General features: G+C 50.5%; 19 protein-coding genes and 1 pseudogene. 9 read left to right on the top strand and 11 right to left on the bottom strand.

Annotated features, from left to right (window positions below):
- The 4 genes from fliQ to ACP3TC_RS08230 all read left to right on the top strand — a co-directional run bounded on the left by fliQ (position 1) and on the right by ACP3TC_RS08230 (position 4,223).
- The gene (fliQ, locus tag ACP3TC_RS08245; protein ID WP_313852576.1) at positions 1–270 is read left to right on the top strand and encodes a flagellar biosynthesis protein FliQ; all 270 of its coding nucleotides are present in this window, start codon (positions 1–3) and stop codon (positions 268–270) included.
- Positions 270–1,055, top strand: a complete 786-nt coding sequence (gene fliR, locus ACP3TC_RS08240; RefSeq protein WP_313852578.1) for a flagellar biosynthetic protein FliR — start codon at positions 270–272, stop codon at positions 1,053–1,055. The genes fliQ and fliR overlap by 1 nt, the downstream gene beginning before the upstream one ends.
- 658 nt (positions 1,056–1,713) lie before the next feature.
- Complete coding sequence (gene rcsA, locus ACP3TC_RS08235; RefSeq protein WP_313852579.1) at positions 1,714–2,349, top strand: transcriptional regulator RcsA; 636 nt, start codon at positions 1,714–1,716, stop codon at positions 2,347–2,349.
- Between the two features lie 167 nt (positions 2,350–2,516).
- On the top strand, positions 2,517–4,223 hold the full coding sequence (locus ACP3TC_RS08230; RefSeq protein ID WP_426817991.1) for a methyl-accepting chemotaxis protein: 1,707 nt from the start codon (positions 2,517–2,519) through the stop codon (positions 4,221–4,223).
- A 60-nt stretch (positions 4,224–4,283) separates the two neighbouring features.
- Here the strand turns inward: ACP3TC_RS08230 and dsrB are convergent, their stop codons facing one another.
- Together dsrB and ACP3TC_RS08220 are read right to left on the bottom strand one after the other, a co-directional pair.
- Complete coding sequence (dsrB, locus tag ACP3TC_RS08225; RefSeq protein WP_313852581.1) at positions 4,284–4,481, bottom strand: protein DsrB; 198 nt, start codon at positions 4,479–4,481, stop codon at positions 4,284–4,286.
- Between the two features lie 72 nt (positions 4,482–4,553).
- Complete coding sequence (locus tag ACP3TC_RS08220) at positions 4,554–4,712, bottom strand: YqaE/Pmp3 family membrane protein (RefSeq protein ID WP_017800079.1); 159 nt, start codon at positions 4,710–4,712, stop codon at positions 4,554–4,556.
- Between the two features lie 335 nt (positions 4,713–5,047).
- Between ACP3TC_RS08220 and yodD the strand changes: the two genes are divergently transcribed.
- The 3 genes from yodD to ACP3TC_RS08205 all read left to right on the top strand — a co-directional run bounded on the left by yodD (position 5,048) and on the right by ACP3TC_RS08205 (position 7,779).
- Positions 5,048–5,281: a YodD family peroxide/acid resistance protein gene (yodD, locus tag ACP3TC_RS08215; RefSeq protein WP_426817990.1), complete on the top strand. Its 234-nt coding sequence runs from the start codon at positions 5,048–5,050 to the stop codon at positions 5,279–5,281.
- A gap of 390 nt (positions 5,282–5,671) precedes the next feature.
- Entirely contained in the window at positions 5,672–6,478 is an 807-nt protein-coding gene (locus ACP3TC_RS08210) for a mannosyl-3-phosphoglycerate phosphatase-related protein (protein ID WP_426817989.1), read from the top strand.
- An 80-nt stretch (positions 6,479–6,558) separates the two neighbouring features.
- Entirely contained in the window at positions 6,559–7,779 is a 1,221-nt protein-coding gene (locus tag ACP3TC_RS08205; RefSeq protein WP_313852584.1) for a glycosyl transferase, read from the top strand.
- Here ACP3TC_RS08205 and dgcQ read toward each other — a convergent pair.
- The 5 genes and pseudogenes from dgcQ to ACP3TC_RS08180 all read right to left on the bottom strand — a co-directional run bounded on the left by dgcQ (position 7,776) and on the right by ACP3TC_RS08180 (position 11,549).
- Positions 7,776–9,479, bottom strand: a pseudogene (gene dgcQ / locus ACP3TC_RS08200) (cellulose biosynthesis regulator diguanylate cyclase DgcQ). The gene ACP3TC_RS08205 and the pseudogene dgcQ overlap by 4 nt on opposite strands.
- Before the next feature lie 287 nt (positions 9,480–9,766).
- Positions 9,767–9,946: a YodC family protein gene (locus ACP3TC_RS08195; RefSeq protein ID WP_313852586.1), complete on the bottom strand. Its 180-nt coding sequence runs from the start codon at positions 9,944–9,946 to the stop codon at positions 9,767–9,769.
- 232 nt (positions 9,947–10,178) lie between these two features.
- Complete coding sequence (locus ACP3TC_RS08190; RefSeq protein WP_277619529.1) at positions 10,179–10,310, bottom strand: hypothetical protein; 132 nt, start codon at positions 10,308–10,310, stop codon at positions 10,179–10,181.
- Between the two features lie 45 nt (positions 10,311–10,355).
- Entirely contained in the window at positions 10,356–11,261 is a 906-nt protein-coding gene (locus tag ACP3TC_RS08185) for a DUF808 domain-containing protein (protein ID WP_313852587.1), read from the bottom strand.
- Between the two features lie 15 nt (positions 11,262–11,276).
- Positions 11,277–11,549, bottom strand: coding sequence for a hypothetical protein (locus ACP3TC_RS08180; protein ID WP_313852588.1), 273 nt, complete (start codon positions 11,547–11,549; stop codon positions 11,277–11,279).
- 135 nt (positions 11,550–11,684) lie between these two features.
- Here ACP3TC_RS08180 and yedA point away from each other — a divergent pair, with 135 nt between their 5' ends.
- Positions 11,685–12,593 (top strand): drug/metabolite exporter YedA, encoded by a 909-nt coding sequence (gene yedA, locus ACP3TC_RS08175; RefSeq protein ID WP_426817988.1) that lies wholly within the window; start codon positions 11,685–11,687, stop codon positions 12,591–12,593.
- A 5-nt stretch (positions 12,594–12,598) separates the two neighbouring features.
- Here yedA and ACP3TC_RS08170 read toward each other — a convergent pair whose 3' ends face one another.
- Positions 12,599–13,066: a very short patch repair endonuclease gene (locus tag ACP3TC_RS08170; RefSeq protein ID WP_426817987.1), complete on the bottom strand. Its 468-nt coding sequence runs from the start codon at positions 13,064–13,066 to the stop codon at positions 12,599–12,601.
- A 43-nt stretch (positions 13,067–13,109) separates the two neighbouring features.
- Complete coding sequence (locus ACP3TC_RS08165) at positions 13,110–14,522, bottom strand: DNA cytosine methyltransferase (RefSeq protein ID WP_313852591.1); 1,413 nt, start codon at positions 14,520–14,522, stop codon at positions 13,110–13,112.
- 185 nt (positions 14,523–14,707) lie between these two features.
- On the opposite strand from ACP3TC_RS08165, the gene ACP3TC_RS08160 reads away from it, so the two are divergent.
- Positions 14,708–15,361 carry an epoxyqueuosine reductase QueH gene (locus tag ACP3TC_RS08160; protein WP_313852592.1) on the top strand — a complete coding sequence of 218 codons (654 nt, stop codon included), beginning with the start codon at positions 14,708–14,710 and terminating at the stop codon, positions 15,359–15,361.
- Between the two features lie 81 nt (positions 15,362–15,442).
- On the opposite strand, the gene ACP3TC_RS08155 is transcribed toward ACP3TC_RS08160, so the two are convergent.
- A complete protein-coding gene (locus tag ACP3TC_RS08155) occupies positions 15,443–15,706 on the bottom strand; it encodes a hypothetical protein (protein ID WP_313852593.1) in 264 nt (87 codons plus the stop codon).
- A gap of 73 nt (positions 15,707–15,779) precedes the next feature.
- Positions 15,780–16,484 carry a phosphohydrolase gene (locus ACP3TC_RS08150; protein ID WP_426817986.1) on the bottom strand — a complete coding sequence of 235 codons (705 nt, stop codon included), beginning with the start codon at positions 16,482–16,484 and terminating at the stop codon, positions 15,780–15,782.
- Between the last annotated feature and the right edge of the window lie 348 nt (positions 16,485–16,832).

Here is a 16,832-nt window from a genome sequence, read left to right as displayed (position 1 = left end):
ATGACACCGGAATCGGTAATGGTGCTTGGTCACGAAGCGATGAAAGTGGCGCTGGCAATGGCCGCCCCGCTGCTGCTGGCCGCACTGATCAGTGGTCTGTTAATCAGCCTGCTGCAGGCCGCAACGCAGATTAACGAACAGACGCTGTCGTTTATTCCCAAAATTCTTGCTGTTGCGGCCACCGCCGTGATCGCCGGGCCGTGGATGCTCAGTCTGATCCTCGACTATATGCGCACCCTGTTTAACAACCTGCCCTATATAATCGGCTGATGCTCACTTTCGACAGCAGCCAGCTGATGCTCTGGCTTAGTCAATTCTTCTGGCCAATGGTGCGGGTGCTGGCACTTATTGCCACCGCACCGATTCTCAGTGAACGATCGGTCAGCCGCAAAGTGAAAGTTGGCCTGGCATTTATGATCACCTGGTTACTGGTGCCCATGTTACCCCCCAGCCAGGTGACGCTGTTTTCCGTCGGCGGTCTTTGGCTGCTGATCCAGCAAATGCTGATTGGCATCGCCCTGGGCTTTACCATGCAGTTCGCTTTTGCGGCGGTGCGAACCGCAGGTGAAGTGATTGGTTTACAGATGGGATTATCATTCGCGACCTTCTTTGACCCCGGTAGCCGCCTGAATATGCCGGTATTGGCGCGCTTTCTCGATATGCTGGCAATGCTGCTTTTTCTGAGTTTTAACGGCCATCTGTGGCTGATCTCATTGCTGGCTGACAGCTTTCATACCCTGCCGATTGGGGGTGAACCGCTTAATGCCAATGCGTTTCTGGCGCTGACCAAAGCCGGAGGATTAATTTTTCTTAACGGCATGATGCTGGCGCTGCCGTTAATCACGCTGTTATTGACGCTTAACATGGCACTCGGTTTGTTAAATCGCGTTTCACCTCAGCTGTCAGTTTTCGCGATTGGTTTTCCGATTACCTTATCAATCGGCATACTAACGATGGGCATTTTGATGCCGCTGTTGGCACCCTTCTGCGAGCATTTATTCAGTGAAGTGTTTGATTTACTTTCTGACATAATTTCCGAAATGCCCAAAAACTAAACATTAACCAACCTAAACAATCCCATATAAAAACTTAAGCAATGAAAAACTATCAACCTGTAATCAGAACACTCTTTGTAAGAATTTCCCTAAGGAAAATCTTATAAATTCCTTATTCAAATGAAAACTATTCTTATCAAAGGATATTTCGCGTATTTTAAAAAAGCTATCTCACGGCGCCCTGGCGCGAGCATCTTGATGAAAAATAGCGCAAATGGATGTTTTTCAAGCCTTTTCGGATTCAGTTTTTTTTACTTGTCTTAAAATGGTTTTTACGGCATTGTCAACACACCCAGATAGACGAAACATTCGTACAACAAATCATTTTAGGAATTATCTTATCAGAAAATGACCAATTCTGGGTGATAGTGGCAATGTAATGAAATATTGCAACTGGAGCAGCATGTTGGCATATCGCCGCCGGTCTTTCTGGCCCGTGTCACTCCGCTGCGTGTAGTAAGACAACGCTTTCATCTTCCAAACACAAACTACGTGGTGCTCAGCAAGGATGAGTTGTTGGCCTTAGCAAGACATCGGTCTGCACACGGGTAGTTCGTGAACAATAAAAATAAATTTTTGCAAAGCTATCTTTTTCGTACCGCGATACGCGTAATTCATCGTTGATTTAACGGATAACAATTTGGTGAGGGTCGCTAACATGCCAACAATTATTATGGATTCATGCAGCTACACAAGGCTGGGTCTGATGGACTATATGACTGTAAAAGGAGTTAAGAAGAAGAATATCTCTTCAGTCAACGATATCGACCAGCTTCATAATAAATGCCAGCAAATTAAGCCTGGTATTGTATTTATAAATGAAGAGTGTTTTATTCACGAGCCTGATGCCAGCCTGCGTATTCGAAATATCCTGATTCAGCACCCTGATACACTATTCTTTATCTTTATGGCTATCTCGAACATCCACTTCGAGGAGTATCTTTATGTTCGTAAGAACTTGATTATTACCTCAAAATCGATTAAGCCCGCAGTACTTGATGATCTGCTATGCACCTATCTGCAAAAGAGACTTAACACCCCAAATCGTAATTCCTCTGGCCCAGAGGTTCATCCGTTAACACTCAGCCAGACCGAATCAAATATGCTGAAGATGTGGATGTCAGGTCATGATACGATACAGATATCCGATAAGATGCAAATAAAAGCGAAAACGGTTTCATCGCACAAAGGTAATATCAAGCGAAAAATCAAAACGCACAACAAGCAGGTTATTTATCATGTTGTCCGTTTAACTGATAATGTCACCTCAGGTATTTATGTCAACGTGAGATAATCACCCAATGAAAAGGCCGGGACTGACCGGCCTTTTTTATTTATCTTAACTTTTCGTTTTGCGACGGCGATCCCACTCTTTCCGCTAATTGTTTTCATTATTTTGCCGATGCTCAGATCGATACCGAAGCAGTGCTTCGCCCTACATCTGACTGAGAGCAACAGAATATGACAGTTAATCAATCAACAGCCGAATATAGCGGATTAAGTTTCTGGCAGCATCTGCGGCTGGTTCCGCTGTTTGCCGTAATCTTTGGCGGAATTCTGCTGCTTTTTGCACTGTGTATCGGCCTTTCCAGCTATTTTCTGATTAAAAGTAACCAGTCGTTAAATGACGCTACTCAGGAAATTCAAATTCGCATGGCGGTCTCCAACAGCTCCAATCACTTGCGAACTGCACGTCTGAATGTCATTCATGCCGCTGCCGCAGCGCGTATCGGCGAAATGGATGAGTTCAAAGCGAATCTGGCCGCCAGCGAAAACCGCATTAAGCAAGCGCAGGAAAATTTCCTGCGCTATGGCAATCGTCCCGATAAAACCGCGGCGGGCATCGCACTCGATGCACCGATGAAGCAGCGTTTTGAAGCTTACGTTAAACAGGGCCTGACACCGATGATTACCGCGGCCCGACAGGGCAGTTTCGAGGGCGTCATCGCGCAGGAAACCGACGTCACGCGCAAACTTGATGATCAATATAATCAGCTGCTGCTGAAGGCGATTAAGATTCGCACCGACCGCGCCGAAGCGATTAATACTCAGGCCCAACAGCACTCGCGTCTTGGCTTTATCACCATGGCCGCCGCCTTTGCGCTGGCGTTGTTGCTGACGCTGGCAACGTTTATCTTTCTGCGTCGCGTCGTGATTACACCGTTGCGCCAGGCGGTAGGCCGTATTGAACTGATCGCTCAGGGAGATTTAACCGCCCCGATGCAAAACTGGGGGCGTAATGAAATTGGTATCCTGGGCAATAATTTACAGGCGATGCAGCGGGCGCTGATCAACACCGTTGGTACGGTACGTGAAGGTGCGGTCGCTATCTGGCAGGGCTCCGGCGAGATCTCCGCTGGAAATACCGATCTCTCTGCCCGTACCGAACAGCAGGCGGCAGCTCTTGAGCAGACAGCCGCCAGCATGGAACAGCTTACCGCCACCGTAAAACAGAACGCCGAAAATGCCCATCATGCCAGCCTGCTGGCGGCGGATGCCTCAGGTAAGGCCCGTGAAGGTGGCGATATTGTCAGCGGCGTGGTTAGCACCATGAACAATATTTCCGCCAGCTCAGGTAAAATTGCCGAAATTACTAATGTGATTAACAGTATCGCTTTTCAGACGAATATCCTGGCGTTAAACGCCGCGGTGGAAGCGGCCCGCGCCGGTGAGCAGGGGCGAGGTTTTGCGGTCGTCGCCAGTGAAGTCCGCAATCTGGCACAGCGCAGTGCCCAGGCGGCAAAAGAGATTGACGGCTTGATCGCTGAATCGGTCGACCTGATTGGCAAAGGTTCATCACAAGCGGGCCACGCTGGCGATACCATGACAGAAATTGTCGATGCCGTGCGCCGCGTCACCGATATCATGGCGGAAATTGCCGCCGCCTCAGATGAACAGAGCAGAGGTATTCAGCAGGTCAGTCAGGCCGTAACCGAAATGGATAATGTCACACAGCAAAACGCCGCGTTAGTTGAAGAAGCCTCTGCCGCGGCCTCGTCACTTGAGCAGCAGGCTGCGCGTCTGACCCAAGCGGTGGCGGCATTTCGTCTCAATGAGAATGCCGAAAGCGATGCAGTGACGCTGAACTCCGGTGCATCAGCTCTGCGCACGCGTTCTGCTGCCGGTCGTTTACTGACGTCACAGAATGCAAATTGGGAAACGTTTTAACCGACAGATAAACTAAAACGGGCCTGACTCAAGGTCAGGCCCGTGATTTACGATGACGGGTTACTGCGAAGCATCGTGCGGTTCGACAAAAATACCGTCGTCGTGGCCCAGCTCGTTAAAAAACCAGATTCCCAGCGGATAATCATCCAGCGAAACCAGGTACATAGTGCCTTCACTAAAATCTTCTACCGCCAGAACCTTGCCGGCACGACGCGGACCACCGTCAGTTTTAACTGTTACCCGATCATTAACCTTCATTGGTTTTCTCCCCGAAATAATAGAGGAAGTTTAACCGATACTGGCCGGTTTTTCCTGACCTCGATCACGCACTTATCGACGAGCGATAACCCATACAGCATGAACGATACCGGGGATATAACCGCAAAGGGTCAGCAAAATGTTCAGCCAGAACGCGCCGCCAAAACCAACCTGCATAAACACGCCCAGTGGTGGCAACAGAATAGCGATTACAATGCGCAGAAAATCCATACTGACTCCTGGTAAATACAATTAAATTATTAAAAATATTTTTAACTCGTTATTAAGATAGCATTTATCTCTGTTTTTGCTGCCAGCACGGATGTAAATCATCGTAAGCCCGGGCAATACCCGCTGACCTTTTCACTTTCTTAACATTACGATGTGAGACTTCTGACACCAGCAGCGGGTAAAATTCTTACAGCTGTCTCCCCCAAAGAGGCAGACAACCCAAAAAGTAACAAGGATTTTTGCCCGCGCAGCGCGGGCTTTTTTTGCCCCTGCCCCCTCCCCCTTCTCACCAGTGGCTATACTTACAGCACATTGGCTCAGTGAGGATTAGAATCATGGGCACGGCAAAACAGAACGGCGATGACATTCAGCGCGAAGTGAAAGTTGATGTTGACGCCTTGCTGGATGCGATTCAAAGTCGTTCGTCCGGCGAAGTGCAAGAGTTCATGGCTAATGAAGATGCGCACAGGTTACAGGTACAGGGTAAAGAGTACGGTTCTTACAGCGAACTGGCGGAGGCCTTCGAGCTGGATATCCGTGATTTCTCAATCAGTGAAGTGAACCGTTAACTGCATGCCAAAAAAAATCCCGGCCAGTGGCCGGGAAAGAAAAACATTAAAAAGAAATTCGTTACACCAGGGTAATCCGTAACGCTGACAGCTTACTCTTTCGAGTAATTAAGACAAGTCTGATGCTAGCAAAACTCTGAATATTTATTCCCGCTCTAAACACGTTGGCTGGCATGGTGCCATAGCTGTAGCGGCCTATAACTCGATCATAAATCGTACAATAGCAATGTTTTCTCACCACTTTTAAGAATAATCTTACAAAAAAACTTCCTAATATCTTACCGACTGTTAAATCATCTTAGCTTCCCTTCACAAGCCGCAGAGTTAGTTATACTTAGCCATTAATCAGGATGTTATCTCTCTTATCCGTTAAGTTTCGAGGTGAACACCATGCCAGGTTTGCATGACGCATTAATGATTGTGACTGATTTAGATGGCTCACTACTCGATCACCATACTTATAGCTGGCAACCCGCTCAGCCCTGGTTAGATCGCCTTAAACAGCATCAGATTTCTCTGGTGTTCTGTTCCAGCAAAACCGCCTCAGAAATTATACCGCTACAACAGCAACTGGGCTTCAGTGGCGCGCCTTTTATTGCTGAAAACGGCGCACTGGTTCAGCTCGACAGCGCCGGAGGTGATACCGTTCGCCATCACGCCGGCAAAGACTACAGTGAAATCTGCCACTGCTTGCGCCGTTTACGTCAGCAGTATCAGTTTCGTTTTAGCGGTTTTGCCGACTTCACCGACAGAGAAGTCGCCGATATCACCGGCCTGACCGTCAGCAATGCGGCACTGGCGCGCCGCCGCGAGGCGTCAGAATCGCTGGTATGGCGTGACAGTGAACAGCAGTTTTCTGCCTTCCGTGAAGCGCTTGATGCCGAAGGTTTTAGCCTGACTCAGGGCGGCCGCTTCTGGCATGTGATGGCAAAAGGGAGTGGGAAAGGCGCAGCCCTGGCCTGGCTCTTGCAAGCGTATCCGTCGCACCATCAACAACCTTTTATCACTGTTGGTCTGGGTGACGGGCCTAACGATGCGCCAATGCTCGACAGCGTTGACTATGCTGTGGTGATTAAAGGCTTCAGTAAAACGCCGATCGTTTTATCCCGCGCCGATCGACACAATATTTACGAAACCAGCCACACAGGACCCGATGGCTGGAGTGAAGGGCTCGACTACTTTATCGCGCAGGAGTAGTTCTGCCGCGCGAATGCATGTCACAAAGTCAATTTTCTTGCCCATGCCGGGCGTCAGTAGGCTGTCTGAAGGGGAACACAATGAGTGATTTTTTCCAGAATGGTGTTATTACTAATTTCCATAACCTGACAGGCCGCAGCGTTGAATCGCTGGAGAAAGATCTGGTTCAATTTTCCAAAAAGCGCAAAATGGGGCTAATGCTCCCTTCGCTATTTTCTGAACTGGAAGGACCGGCATTAAGCCATATCGTCGACGAACTGGCAAAAGTCCCGTATCTTGAAGAGATTGTGATTGGTCTTGATCGCGCCGACCGTGAGCAGTTTTTGCATGCGCGTGAATTCTTTTCTCGTCTGCCGCAGCGCCACCGCATTTTATGGAATGACGGCCCGCGCCTGAAGGCACTGGACGCCGAACTGGATAAAGAGGGCTTGTCGCCCAGCCAACCCGGTAAAGGGCGTAACGTCTGGTTTTGTACCGGTTATACCCTCGCGTCCGATCGTACCAGCTGCGTAGCACTCCACGACTGCGACATTGTTACTTATGAACGTGGCATGCTGGCTCGTCTGCTGTATCCCCTGGCCAATCCGTCATTCCACTATGAGTTCTGTAAGGGCTTCTATGCCCGGGTAGCTGACAATAAGCTTAATGGTCGCGTGGGTCGCTTACTGGTTGGCCCGCTGCTGCGTTCACTACAAAAAGTCTATGGTCACTCCGAATATCTCGATTACCTCAGCAGTTTTCGCTATCCGCTCTCCGGTGAGTTTGCCATGCGCACCCACGTGCTGAACGGCATTAAAATTCCCGGAGACTGGGGGTTGGAAATTGGCGTGCTGTCAGAAATCTATCGCAATTACACCACCCGGCAGAGCTGTCAGGTAGAAATTGCCGATAACTACGACCATAAACATCAGCCGCTGTCAGAAGAGGATGGTACCGGCGGCCTGCGCCGGATGAGCAATGATATTGTGCAGTCGCTGCTGCGAAAAATGGCAACCATGGGCGTCAGTGTGACCAGTGACTCATTCCGCGTACTGAAAGCCACTTACTACCGTAACGCGCTGGATATGATGGAAGTGTATAACCACGAAGCCACAATGAATGGCCTGACGTTTGATCAGCATGCGGAAGAAGCAGCAGTGGAAATGTTTACTCAGACCATCCTGGAAGCCGGCCAGTCGTTTATTGAACGTCCCAACGATAAACCTTTTATTCCGAGCTGGAGCCGCGTGCAGTCAGCCTTTCCGGATATTTTGCAACGCATCTGGCAGGCAGTGGAAGAGGATAATCGCGGCGAGGTTTAACTCTGCCAGCATACGCGGTTACGGCCGCTCTGCTTTGCCTGATACAGTCTGCTGTCGGCCAACGATTGCAGGCTGTCAGTCTGGTAATCGCCCTGCTCCTCGCTACTGGCAACACCAAATGACGCGGTCAGGATCACCGTTTGATCGATGCTGATCATCAGCTCTTTTTGTGCCAGCTGATGACGGATACGCTCGGCAACTGCCACCGCCTCCTCCAGCTGAGTTTCCGGCAACAACAGGCAAAACTCTTCTCCGCCGACCCGTCCGGCAATATCCATCCGGCGTAACGACTGCGTGATAATTCCGGCTACGTGTGACAACGCTGAATCACCGGCCTGATGCCCATAATTATCGTTAACTGACTTAAAGAAATCGATATCCAGCTGAATCAGTGACAGCGGTCGGTGACTGCGCTGGCACTGTGCCGCACAGCGCTCACTCAGATCAAAAAACGCCGCGCGATTGTATAATCGAGTCAGACCATCGTAATTCGCACGCCACTCCAGTTTATTTTGCAATCTCATCATTTTAGAAATAAGGCGGATAATAGCGTAATACGATCCCAGTAAAATTAAGCTGAACAGCAACCACATCAATATCAACACCAGCACTATTCGCCCCTGGTCGCCTTTCAGCCCCTCAGCCAATGTCTGAATATTAACAATAACACCGTCAAAACCGCGCAGTTTATCCCATGTCAGGTAGCGCGTACCAAACCGTAACTCTCCTCTGACGCCCTGTTGCAGTGCATTCTTCAACTGCTGCTTCTCACTGGTGCTCAGCGCGTGCCCTTCAATGGCAGGAGGCGAATCGGAACTTGCCAGCACGTTTTGCTGACGATCCAGTAGCAGCACCACACCCTGATGTTTTTGCTGTATCGCCCGTTGCAAATGCCGGTGAATACTTTCGCGCGAAAAGTCCATCGCCAACACGCCGAACCAGTAATCACCGCTATCCACCGGTACACTGACGGTGATGATTGCGCTTTCTTCTGACAATCCGTTATACATCGGCGTCCAGTACCGATGACGCAAAGGGTTCTTATCCGGCTGCATGGCAGTAAAGTAGTCGCGTTGAATCATCACGCGATAACTGTTCAGCGTGTCATTATCGTTAAGCGGAGGTGTGGAGCTAAGGTAAAATCCTCCGCGCGAGATATACCAGAGGCGGGAGTGAAAATCGCGATCGGGATCGCTGAACTGCAGGATAAAGCTTAACTCAAGCACCGCGCTCAGTTCGTCACTTAAGCGCTGTGGGTCATCACGGTTAAGCAGCGGATAATCTTTCATCCAGCTGTCGGATACGCCGTTGAGCGGCATACTGCGCTGAGTGTTCAGATTCACTTACCAGACAGGATCATCACGCAGTTGATTAAACAGTTGCGCCGCCTGGCGATTATTATCTGAGTCTATAGGGCTGGTCAGGGCATGACTCAGCATTGAGCGATAAACGCCCAGCGTATCAAGGCTGAACTGAAACTGGCGATCCAGCGTCACGGCTACCGTCGTTAAACGGATTTGCTGATTCACTTCATAGCTGTTCTTTAACTCCAGCGCTTCACGCAAGGTAAGAAAAGTCGAACACAGAAATACCGCGACAAAACAGAGGTGCACGATATGTCGCGGATTTGTTCCGGAGCCGATACGGCGAAAAAACGCATTAGTTTTCAACCAACACAGCCTCCGAGTTGCAACTATCATTCAGTGTAGACGTGGTTAAAACAAGCTGCCCGGCTGTAATTATTCGGGTGTCACATGCAGAAAGCTCGCCAGCACCTGAATTTTCCGTGCCGGGGAATGGTCTCACCGTTCAGCTATTTGCCTGATGCACGTGGCGTAACGCCCAGCGCCCTCGCGAGGATGACGCCCACAATAAGTTTACCCGGTTCAAGAAAATGCCAAAAGTACTTTACGTACAGATTTGAAAGAGTGGCAGGCAAAGAAAAGCCGCCGGCGATAATAATATCGTCAGGCGGCCTCAGGGATAATTAACTGGCAAGTTGACGCTCTGATGCAAGGGAATACAGTTCATCTTCTTTAAAAGCCTCACGCCTGACGCTGTAACCATCGTGCCAACGACACTCAACCATGCCGCTGGCGTAACCGGTAACAATCATCCTTGGCCCGCCATTTTTATGCTGTACTTCATCACTGACAATAAACAACATCGTGCGCCTCCGTTTCAGGGTGAAAAACACCTTAACAGGTATAGCAGGTGCGAATCATTCTCGCCTGCTACTTGCGACTAAAAAAATCGGCTGATCGATAAAGTCAGGCAGGAAATAGCGTAAATGCAGGGATTTAGCCTCATAAACATTTTTATGATAACGATTGCTGAAAAATTAAAAAAAACGGACAACCTGAGTTGTCCGTTTTTACATCAATCTTCATCACCTGGAATCAGATTTTGCAGCCTTCGCAATCGGCTTCATCGCCCAGATCGGCTGGCACTTCGTTGGCTTTCTTTTCGGCATTGGCTTCAGCTTGTTCCAGCTGGGCATCAATATCAAATTCGAAAATATCGTCGTTCATGTTAACTCCAGGGATTGTCTTACAGGTTATCTGCTGCCTTTATACTTATTTACCGCGTATCTTCGCAATCATATTTACGACAAACAGCACAATCGAACCAACGATAAAGCCGATCACCAGATTGGCACCGTTACTGATTAACGCAGTCACCAGACCATTGAATCCACTGCTCCAGTGGTCGATGGTATGATGCAGCCACGGCAAACCGTGAACGATAATCCCGCCGCCGACCAGAAACATTGCCAGCGTGCCGACCACCGTCAGGATCTTCATCAGCCAGGGTGCAGCGGCCAGCAACCCAGCGCCAATCCCCTGGGCAATGGCGGAACTTTTCTGCTTCAGCCATAAACCTAAATCGTCCAGCTTGACGATACCGGCGACAATTCCGTACACCCCAACGGTCACCAGAATGGCGATGCCGGAAAGAATCAGCACCTGATTCAGCAGCGGCGCGTCAGAAACGATGCCGAGCGTGATCGCCACAATTTCTGCCGACAGAATAAAATCGGTACGAACAGCCCCTTTGATCTTCTTCTTTTCGAACTCAGCCGGATTCTGCTCGGCGGCTTTCAGCAGGCGCTGTTCACGAGCTTCAGGCGTCGAGTGCGATTTATCACTCTGCAGGCTGTGCATGACTTTTTCCACGCCTTCAAAGCAGAGATAAGCACCGCCAATCATCAACAGCGGCGTAATGGCCCAGGGCGCAAAATAACTGATTAACAGCGCCAGCGGCACCAGTATCAGCTTATTGAGGAATGAACCTTTGGCAACGCCCCACACCACCGGAATTTCCCGATTGGCTTTAACTCCGCTTACCTGCTGAGCATTTAGCGATAAATCGTCACCCAGTACACCTGCGGTTTTCTTCGCCGCCAGCTTGCCCATCACCGAAATATCATCAAGTAAGGTGGCAATATCATCCAATAACGTCAGTAAGCTACTTCCAGCCAAAATGGTTTTCCTTTATCAATGTTCATGATGCTGGCAGCAGGGACAGACTTCAATTTCCGCCACTGCCATATCTGCTATTCCGTCACAGTCCCATTCAACCCGCACCGGCTGGCCTTGCGCCTGGTCATGATGCAGATATTTACTGACCGGACTCTCCGTCATACCGGAGATCTCCTCGGTAGCTATAAGCCTGTCGCCAACATAAATGCGTGCCGTCGCCTGGGTATTAACCATACGTTGCTCGCGCAGTTTATACAGGCGTCTTACCGTCAGCTTGATGCTGGCCATACGTTCACCCTGTGCGTGTTATCTATGGAAGCGGTCGATCTAAACAATTATGGGTCACAATGGCAATATTTGTGACGATTAATAGATGATTTAGCGGTAGTGTAAGCGCCTGAAAAATTTGCCTGAGCCAGTACTATGCCACGCCATGCCGCCCCTGCCGTACTGTTAGTCGCTTCATTATTCACTCTGTATATCATCTGGGGATCAACCTACCTGGTGATTCGCCTCGGCGTCGAAAGCTGGCCGCCAATGATGATGGCAGGCTTACGGTTTCTGATTGCCGGTATCATCCTGTTCAGCTTCTTAAAACTGCGTGGACATCCGATGCCGGGCCGCCGGGCGATGCTTAATGCGGCAATTGTCGGCGTGCTGTTATTATCGATCGGCAACGGACTGGTCACGATTGCCGAGCATCAGCATGTGCCGTCGGGGCTGGCAGCGGTAATGGTCGCCACCGTTCCGCTGTTTGCGCTGTGCTTCAGCCAGCTATTTGGCATCGCCACGCGCTGGATTGAGTGGCTGGGCATCGCCGTCGGCCTGAGCGGTATCGTGTTACTCAACAGCGGTGGCCATTTAAGCGGCAATCCCTGGGGCGCGATGATGATCCTGCTGGCCGCCGTCAGCTGGGCGTTTGGCTCGGTATGGGGTTCGCGGATTGAGCTACCGAAAGGCGCGATGGCGGCAGCCATTGAGATGCTGGCAGCGGGTAGCGTACTGCTGGTGGTGAGCGTTATCAGCGGTGAAAAACTGCAGGCGATGCCCGATTTACAGGGTATGTTAGCCCTCGGCTTCCTGATCGTTTTCGGCTCAATTATTGCGATTAATGCTTATATGTATTTGATCCGCAACGTCAGCCCGGCGGTGGCTACCAGTTATGCCTATGTTAATCCGGTGGTGGCAGTACTGCTCGGCACCAGCTTTGCGGATGAAACGCTGTCGACGCGGGAATGGCTGGCGCTGGCGATTATCATCTTTGCGGTGGTACTGGTGACGCTGGGTAAATATCTGTTTCCGGCAAAGCCGCGAATTAAGCCGCTGGCATAAGTCGCTCAGAAACGGTGAATGCCCTGATGATCTATCCCGGCATTACCGTTTCCGGCAATTATCCACTCCTCAAGACGTGAACGGATGGCCTCATCTTTCAGCCGGAGCTTGCCACGCAGCGCGCATTCCCAGACGACCAGCACCTTCCAACCTTCGGCGGTCAGCGTAGCGATATCTCGCCGGTCCCGCTCGACATTCCGGCCGATTTTTTCCAGCCAGAATTCACTGCGCGTTGCCGGCACCCTGAACAGATAACAGTGATGGTGATGCCAGAAACAGCCGTGAACAAAAATAATCGTTCGCTGCTCCGCCAGCACAAAATCTGGCTTACCAGCCAGCGTTTTGTCCTGAACCTGATAGCTGAATCCCAGTTCTTCCAGCAGGTGCGCCAGCCGCTTCTCAATCGCGGTATTTTCCGTGCGAATAGCGCGCATATTTTTGCTGCGGACTGCCGCAGAATGGACGTCGGCCATCTTCTCTCCCTGGATGCTGCTGCACGCTGGCAAACGCAACCCGTCAGACTTTATTTGTCGCTTCGATAATCCACGGCCGCAACAATTGCGCGACGGCGGCAAATGCCGGCACAATCACCGAGTTGCCGAACTGGCGATAAGCCTGAGTATCCGAAACCGGCAGCCTGAATACCCTACCGCCGACGCTTTCAAAGCCCATTAAACGGGCGCATTCACGCGGTGTCAGGCGTCGCGGACGACGCTGCTGATTTTCCGCATCGTCAAAATCTGCCTCACCCAGCTGGCGATCCCAACCGCGATCGATCAGAATTTCCGAGCCATCCTTGTAGTAACGTGCAGATAACGTTCGCACTACGCCATTATTACGCGCCGGGTCGACCAGCCCATAGCCGAAGCCGTTACCTTTGGCCTGATGCTTTTTGGCATACTGGTAAAGGTATTTCCACAGAGTTGGCGTCAGAATATATTTAGCATCGACCGTCGGCTCAAGCAATTCACCGATGGTTTTGCGCTGCTGTGGATAAAACTGGCTGAGATTGCTCAGGCTGAAACCTGCGGACAACTGTAAGTCACGGCGGAACCCCACCAGCACGATGCGCTCCCGATGCTGTGGCAGAAAGTGTTTGCCATCGACAATTTTTGGATCGTCCTTACCGCTGACGGCCGCATCCGCCACTTCATAGCCCAGCTCATCGAGGGTCTCCATGATAATGCGGAAGGTTTTGCCCTTGTCATGACTCTTCAGGTTCTTCACGTTTTCCAGCACAAAGATCGCCGGTTTTTTGGCGGTGATAATCCGCGCCACATCAAAAAATAGCGTTCCCTGCGCCTCACACTCAAAACCATGAGCGCGGCCCAGCGCATTTTTCTTCGATACTCCCGCCAGCGAAAATGGCTGACAGGGAAAGCCGGCCAGCAGCACATGATGATCGGGAATCTCCTGGTCGATATGCTGATACGCTTGCTGCTCACTGACATCGGCTCTGCCACTGAGCGTAATATCACGAATGTCCTGATTAAAACGGTGCATCTGCTCGTCGCAGTACCAGTTGGCTTTGTAAGTACGCACCGCGTGTTTATTCCACTCGCTGGTAAATACGCACTGGCCGCCAATGGCTTCGAAGCCGCTGCGAATACCCCCAATTCCGGCAAAAAGATCGATAAACTTAAACGCGTAATCAGGATGATGCGCAGGCGGTTCCGGCAGCATTTTTTCCAGCAGGCTGACTTCCGCTTCGGTCAGCGGTTTAGCGACACTTTTGCCATTCAGCCAGCGGTTAAGCGATTCGCGCGTCCACTCATGCTGACTGACCTTTCGCAGCAGGCTGGCGAGGGTTTTCTGGTCATAAATCTCCAGCAATCGCTGTAACAGCTGGCGATCCTGCTCACTCTTTTGCTGCTGCTGCTGGCGTGCCTGTTCTGCCAGCTGCGCCGCAACGGTATCAAATTCACTCATAGGGCTGCTTAATTTGGGATAGTCTGGTGTCAGTCTATCACTTCGTTGACCCAGCGTAAGACAGAAATGGCGCTTATCTCACTTTTTCAGCAGCTTAACTGGCCCGATTAATCCCCGCCGCAGGGGTGACATCCGCTTGCCAGGCTCCTAAACTTGCTCTGTTTTTTATAATGGAGCCGATCAAGATGAGCGAACTGCAACGCACCCCGCTAACCTTACCCAATGGTGCGGATAAACTGCTGCTGCACTCCTGCTGCGCCCCCTGCTCGGGTGAAGTGATGGAGGCGATCCAGGCTTCCGGGATTGATTACACGATATTTTTCTACAACCCGAATATTCATCCGCAGAAAGAATATCTGCTGCGCAAAGAAGAAAACATCCGTTTTGCTGAGCAGCACGGCGTACCCTTTGTTGATGCGGATTACGACACCGATAACTGGTTTGAACGCGCCAAAGGTATGGAGTGGGAGCCGGAACGCGGGGTACGCTGCACTATGTGCTTTGATATGCGCTTTGAGCGTACGGCGCTGTATGCCTGGGAAAATGGCTTTTCAGTGATCTCCAGTTCGCTGGGCATTTCGCGCTGGAAAAACATGCAACAGATTAATGACTGCGGAGATCGCGCAGCGGCTGCGTATCCCGATATGGTTTACTGGGATTACAACTGGCGCAAGCAGGGTGGATCCTCACGTATGATTGAGATCAGCAAGCGCGAACGCTTTTATCAGCAGGAGTATTGCGGCTGCGTCTATTCTTTACGTGACAGCAACCTGCATCGGAAATCGCAGGGTCGACCGCTAATCAAGCTCGGCGTGCTCTACTATGGTGACGATGAGTAACTGATAATGCTGGTTAAGGGGATTGTATCCTGCATGACACCAGTACGGGAGCCGGGAACGGCTCCCGTGTAAGACGGGAACTTATTTTTTCTTTTTCTGTTTTTTCAACAACGCACGAATTTGCTTTAATTCGCTGCTGGTTAACTGCACTGACGTTTCATCATCTTCGCCATGCTCTTCGATGTGCTGGCTGTCAATGGCGGGTGGTTGAGAGCCAGACAGGCTGGACTGCAAACGCTGACTAACCTCCTCGCTTAATGTGGTTTGATTTTCCAGAGCAAGGCTTTTCAAGGTCTCTTTTAACGCGGGATCGATCTTAATCGTCAAATTCACGGTGCCGGTCATACCTGATTCTCCTGGTTATAGTCTCACCCACGTTAGCCCATGTTAAATATTTTGGATAGATGTTCACAAAAATTTAATATTCGCTTTCGCGGGGGGTGAAATCACGCAGTACTGACTCATCCATCCCTGAGAGATCGCCCTGGATTTCAGCGCATAATTTGGCCACAAAGGTCACCAAAAATGCGACATTATGCTTAGCCAATCTTTTGCCTTCCACGGTTTGCATCGTTTCCGGCAGCGTAAACAGCTTTTTCTGAAAGTGGTCCAGCGTCCAGTGGCTGTCATCCAGCTCACGGTCTTTGCCTAACGGATCCTGACTGTCAAATAGCGGACGCCCCAGCGCGCCTGAGGTGTAAAACACCCGCGCCAGACCGATTGCGCCAAGCGACTCAAGACGGTCAGCATCCTGAACAATTTTGGCTTCCAGGCTGTTCGGCGCGATACCGGCACTAAAGCTGTGTGCCTGCACCGCATGGGCGATTTCGTCATGTAGCGCCGTGGGGAAATCAGCAAATGCCTCCAACAGAATTCGACGTGTTTCCACTGCCGCTTTACTGGATGCCAGATGCCGTTCAGGGTGATTTTTCGGCAGGTTAACCACGTCATGGAAATAGCTGGCGGTTAAAACCACCAGCGGATTGGCTCCGGTGCCCTGCATAATCTGTTGTGCGGTTTTCCATACCCGACGCAGATGTGCCACGTCGTGGGCTTTATCATCCTGCGCCCAGTTCTGATTGAACCAGGTTTCAAATCGTGACTGCCAAGTTTCAAGCGACATAGACGACATAGACTTCTCCCTATAGATGGCTTGTTTGCGGCACTCTCAACATTTAACACTAAGCTGCATCCCACAGGCTGCTGGCAATACGCGCTTTTTGAATGCTGTCAGCAGGTTTATAAACCACGACTGATAACACTTTAATATAATGAATACAGATAAAATTAACATGTCACACTGAGTTATACCAAGTAAAGCAAACCCTTGCCGCAAGCTGTCTCAAAATCAGTCGCAGTTGTGAGTTAACTTGCGACAATTTTTTGCCCCATAGTCAGATAATCGGCCCGTCCGGCTCATGAATCTTCAGAAACTTTGCTGTCATCACGCCTACAACCGCCATCCGTTCCA

It is taken from the genome of Winslowiella sp. 2C04, from assembly GCF_050037805.1.
Lineage (GTDB): Bacteria > Pseudomonadota > Gammaproteobacteria > Enterobacterales > Enterobacteriaceae > Erwinia > Erwinia toletana_A.
Note: the sequence above shows the minus strand (reverse complement) of the source record. Positions and strands in the feature narration are given on the sequence as shown.

Coding starts and splice junctions, on each gene's coding strand:
- fliQ (WP_313852576.1), top strand. CDS start 1: ATGACACCGGAATCGGTAATGGTGCTTGGTCACGAAGCGATGAAAGTG.
- fliR (WP_313852578.1), top strand. CDS start 270: ATGCTCACTTTCGACAGCAGCCAGCTGATGCTCTGGCTTAGTCAATTC.
- rcsA (WP_313852579.1), top strand. CDS start 1,714: ATGCCAACAATTATTATGGATTCATGCAGCTACACAAGGCTGGGTCTG.
- ACP3TC_RS08230 (WP_426817991.1), top strand. CDS start 2,517: ATGACAGTTAATCAATCAACAGCCGAATATAGCGGATTAAGTTTCTGG.
- dsrB (WP_313852581.1), bottom strand. CDS start 4,481: ATGAAGGTTAATGATCGGGTAACAGTTAAAACTGACGGTGGTCCGCGT.
- ACP3TC_RS08220 (WP_017800079.1), bottom strand. CDS start 4,712: ATGGATTTTCTGCGCATTGTAATCGCTATTCTGTTGCCACCACTGGGC.
- yodD (WP_426817990.1), top strand. CDS start 5,048: ATGGGCACGGCAAAACAGAACGGCGATGACATTCAGCGCGAAGTGAAA.
- ACP3TC_RS08210 (WP_426817989.1), top strand. CDS start 5,672: ATGCCAGGTTTGCATGACGCATTAATGATTGTGACTGATTTAGATGGC.
- ACP3TC_RS08205 (WP_313852584.1), top strand. CDS start 6,559: ATGAGTGATTTTTTCCAGAATGGTGTTATTACTAATTTCCATAACCTG.
- ACP3TC_RS08195 (WP_313852586.1), bottom strand. CDS start 9,946: ATGTTGTTTATTGTCAGTGATGAAGTACAGCATAAAAATGGCGGGCCA.
- ACP3TC_RS08190 (WP_277619529.1), bottom strand. CDS start 10,310: ATGAACGACGATATTTTCGAATTTGATATTGATGCCCAGCTGGAACAA.
- ACP3TC_RS08180 (WP_313852588.1), bottom strand. CDS start 11,549: ATGGCCAGCATCAAGCTGACGGTAAGACGCCTGTATAAACTGCGCGAG.
- yedA (WP_426817988.1), top strand. CDS start 11,685: ATGCCACGCCATGCCGCCCCTGCCGTACTGTTAGTCGCTTCATTATTC.
- ACP3TC_RS08170 (WP_426817987.1), bottom strand. CDS start 13,066: ATGGCCGACGTCCATTCTGCGGCAGTCCGCAGCAAAAATATGCGCGCT.
- ACP3TC_RS08165 (WP_313852591.1), bottom strand. CDS start 14,522: ATGAGTGAATTTGATACCGTTGCGGCGCAGCTGGCAGAACAGGCACGC.
- ACP3TC_RS08160 (WP_313852592.1), top strand. CDS start 14,708: ATGAGCGAACTGCAACGCACCCCGCTAACCTTACCCAATGGTGCGGAT.
- ACP3TC_RS08155 (WP_313852593.1), bottom strand. CDS start 15,706: ATGACCGGCACCGTGAATTTGACGATTAAGATCGATCCCGCGTTAAAA.
- ACP3TC_RS08150 (WP_426817986.1), bottom strand. CDS start 16,484: ATGTCGCTTGAAACTTGGCAGTCACGATTTGAAACCTGGTTCAATCAG.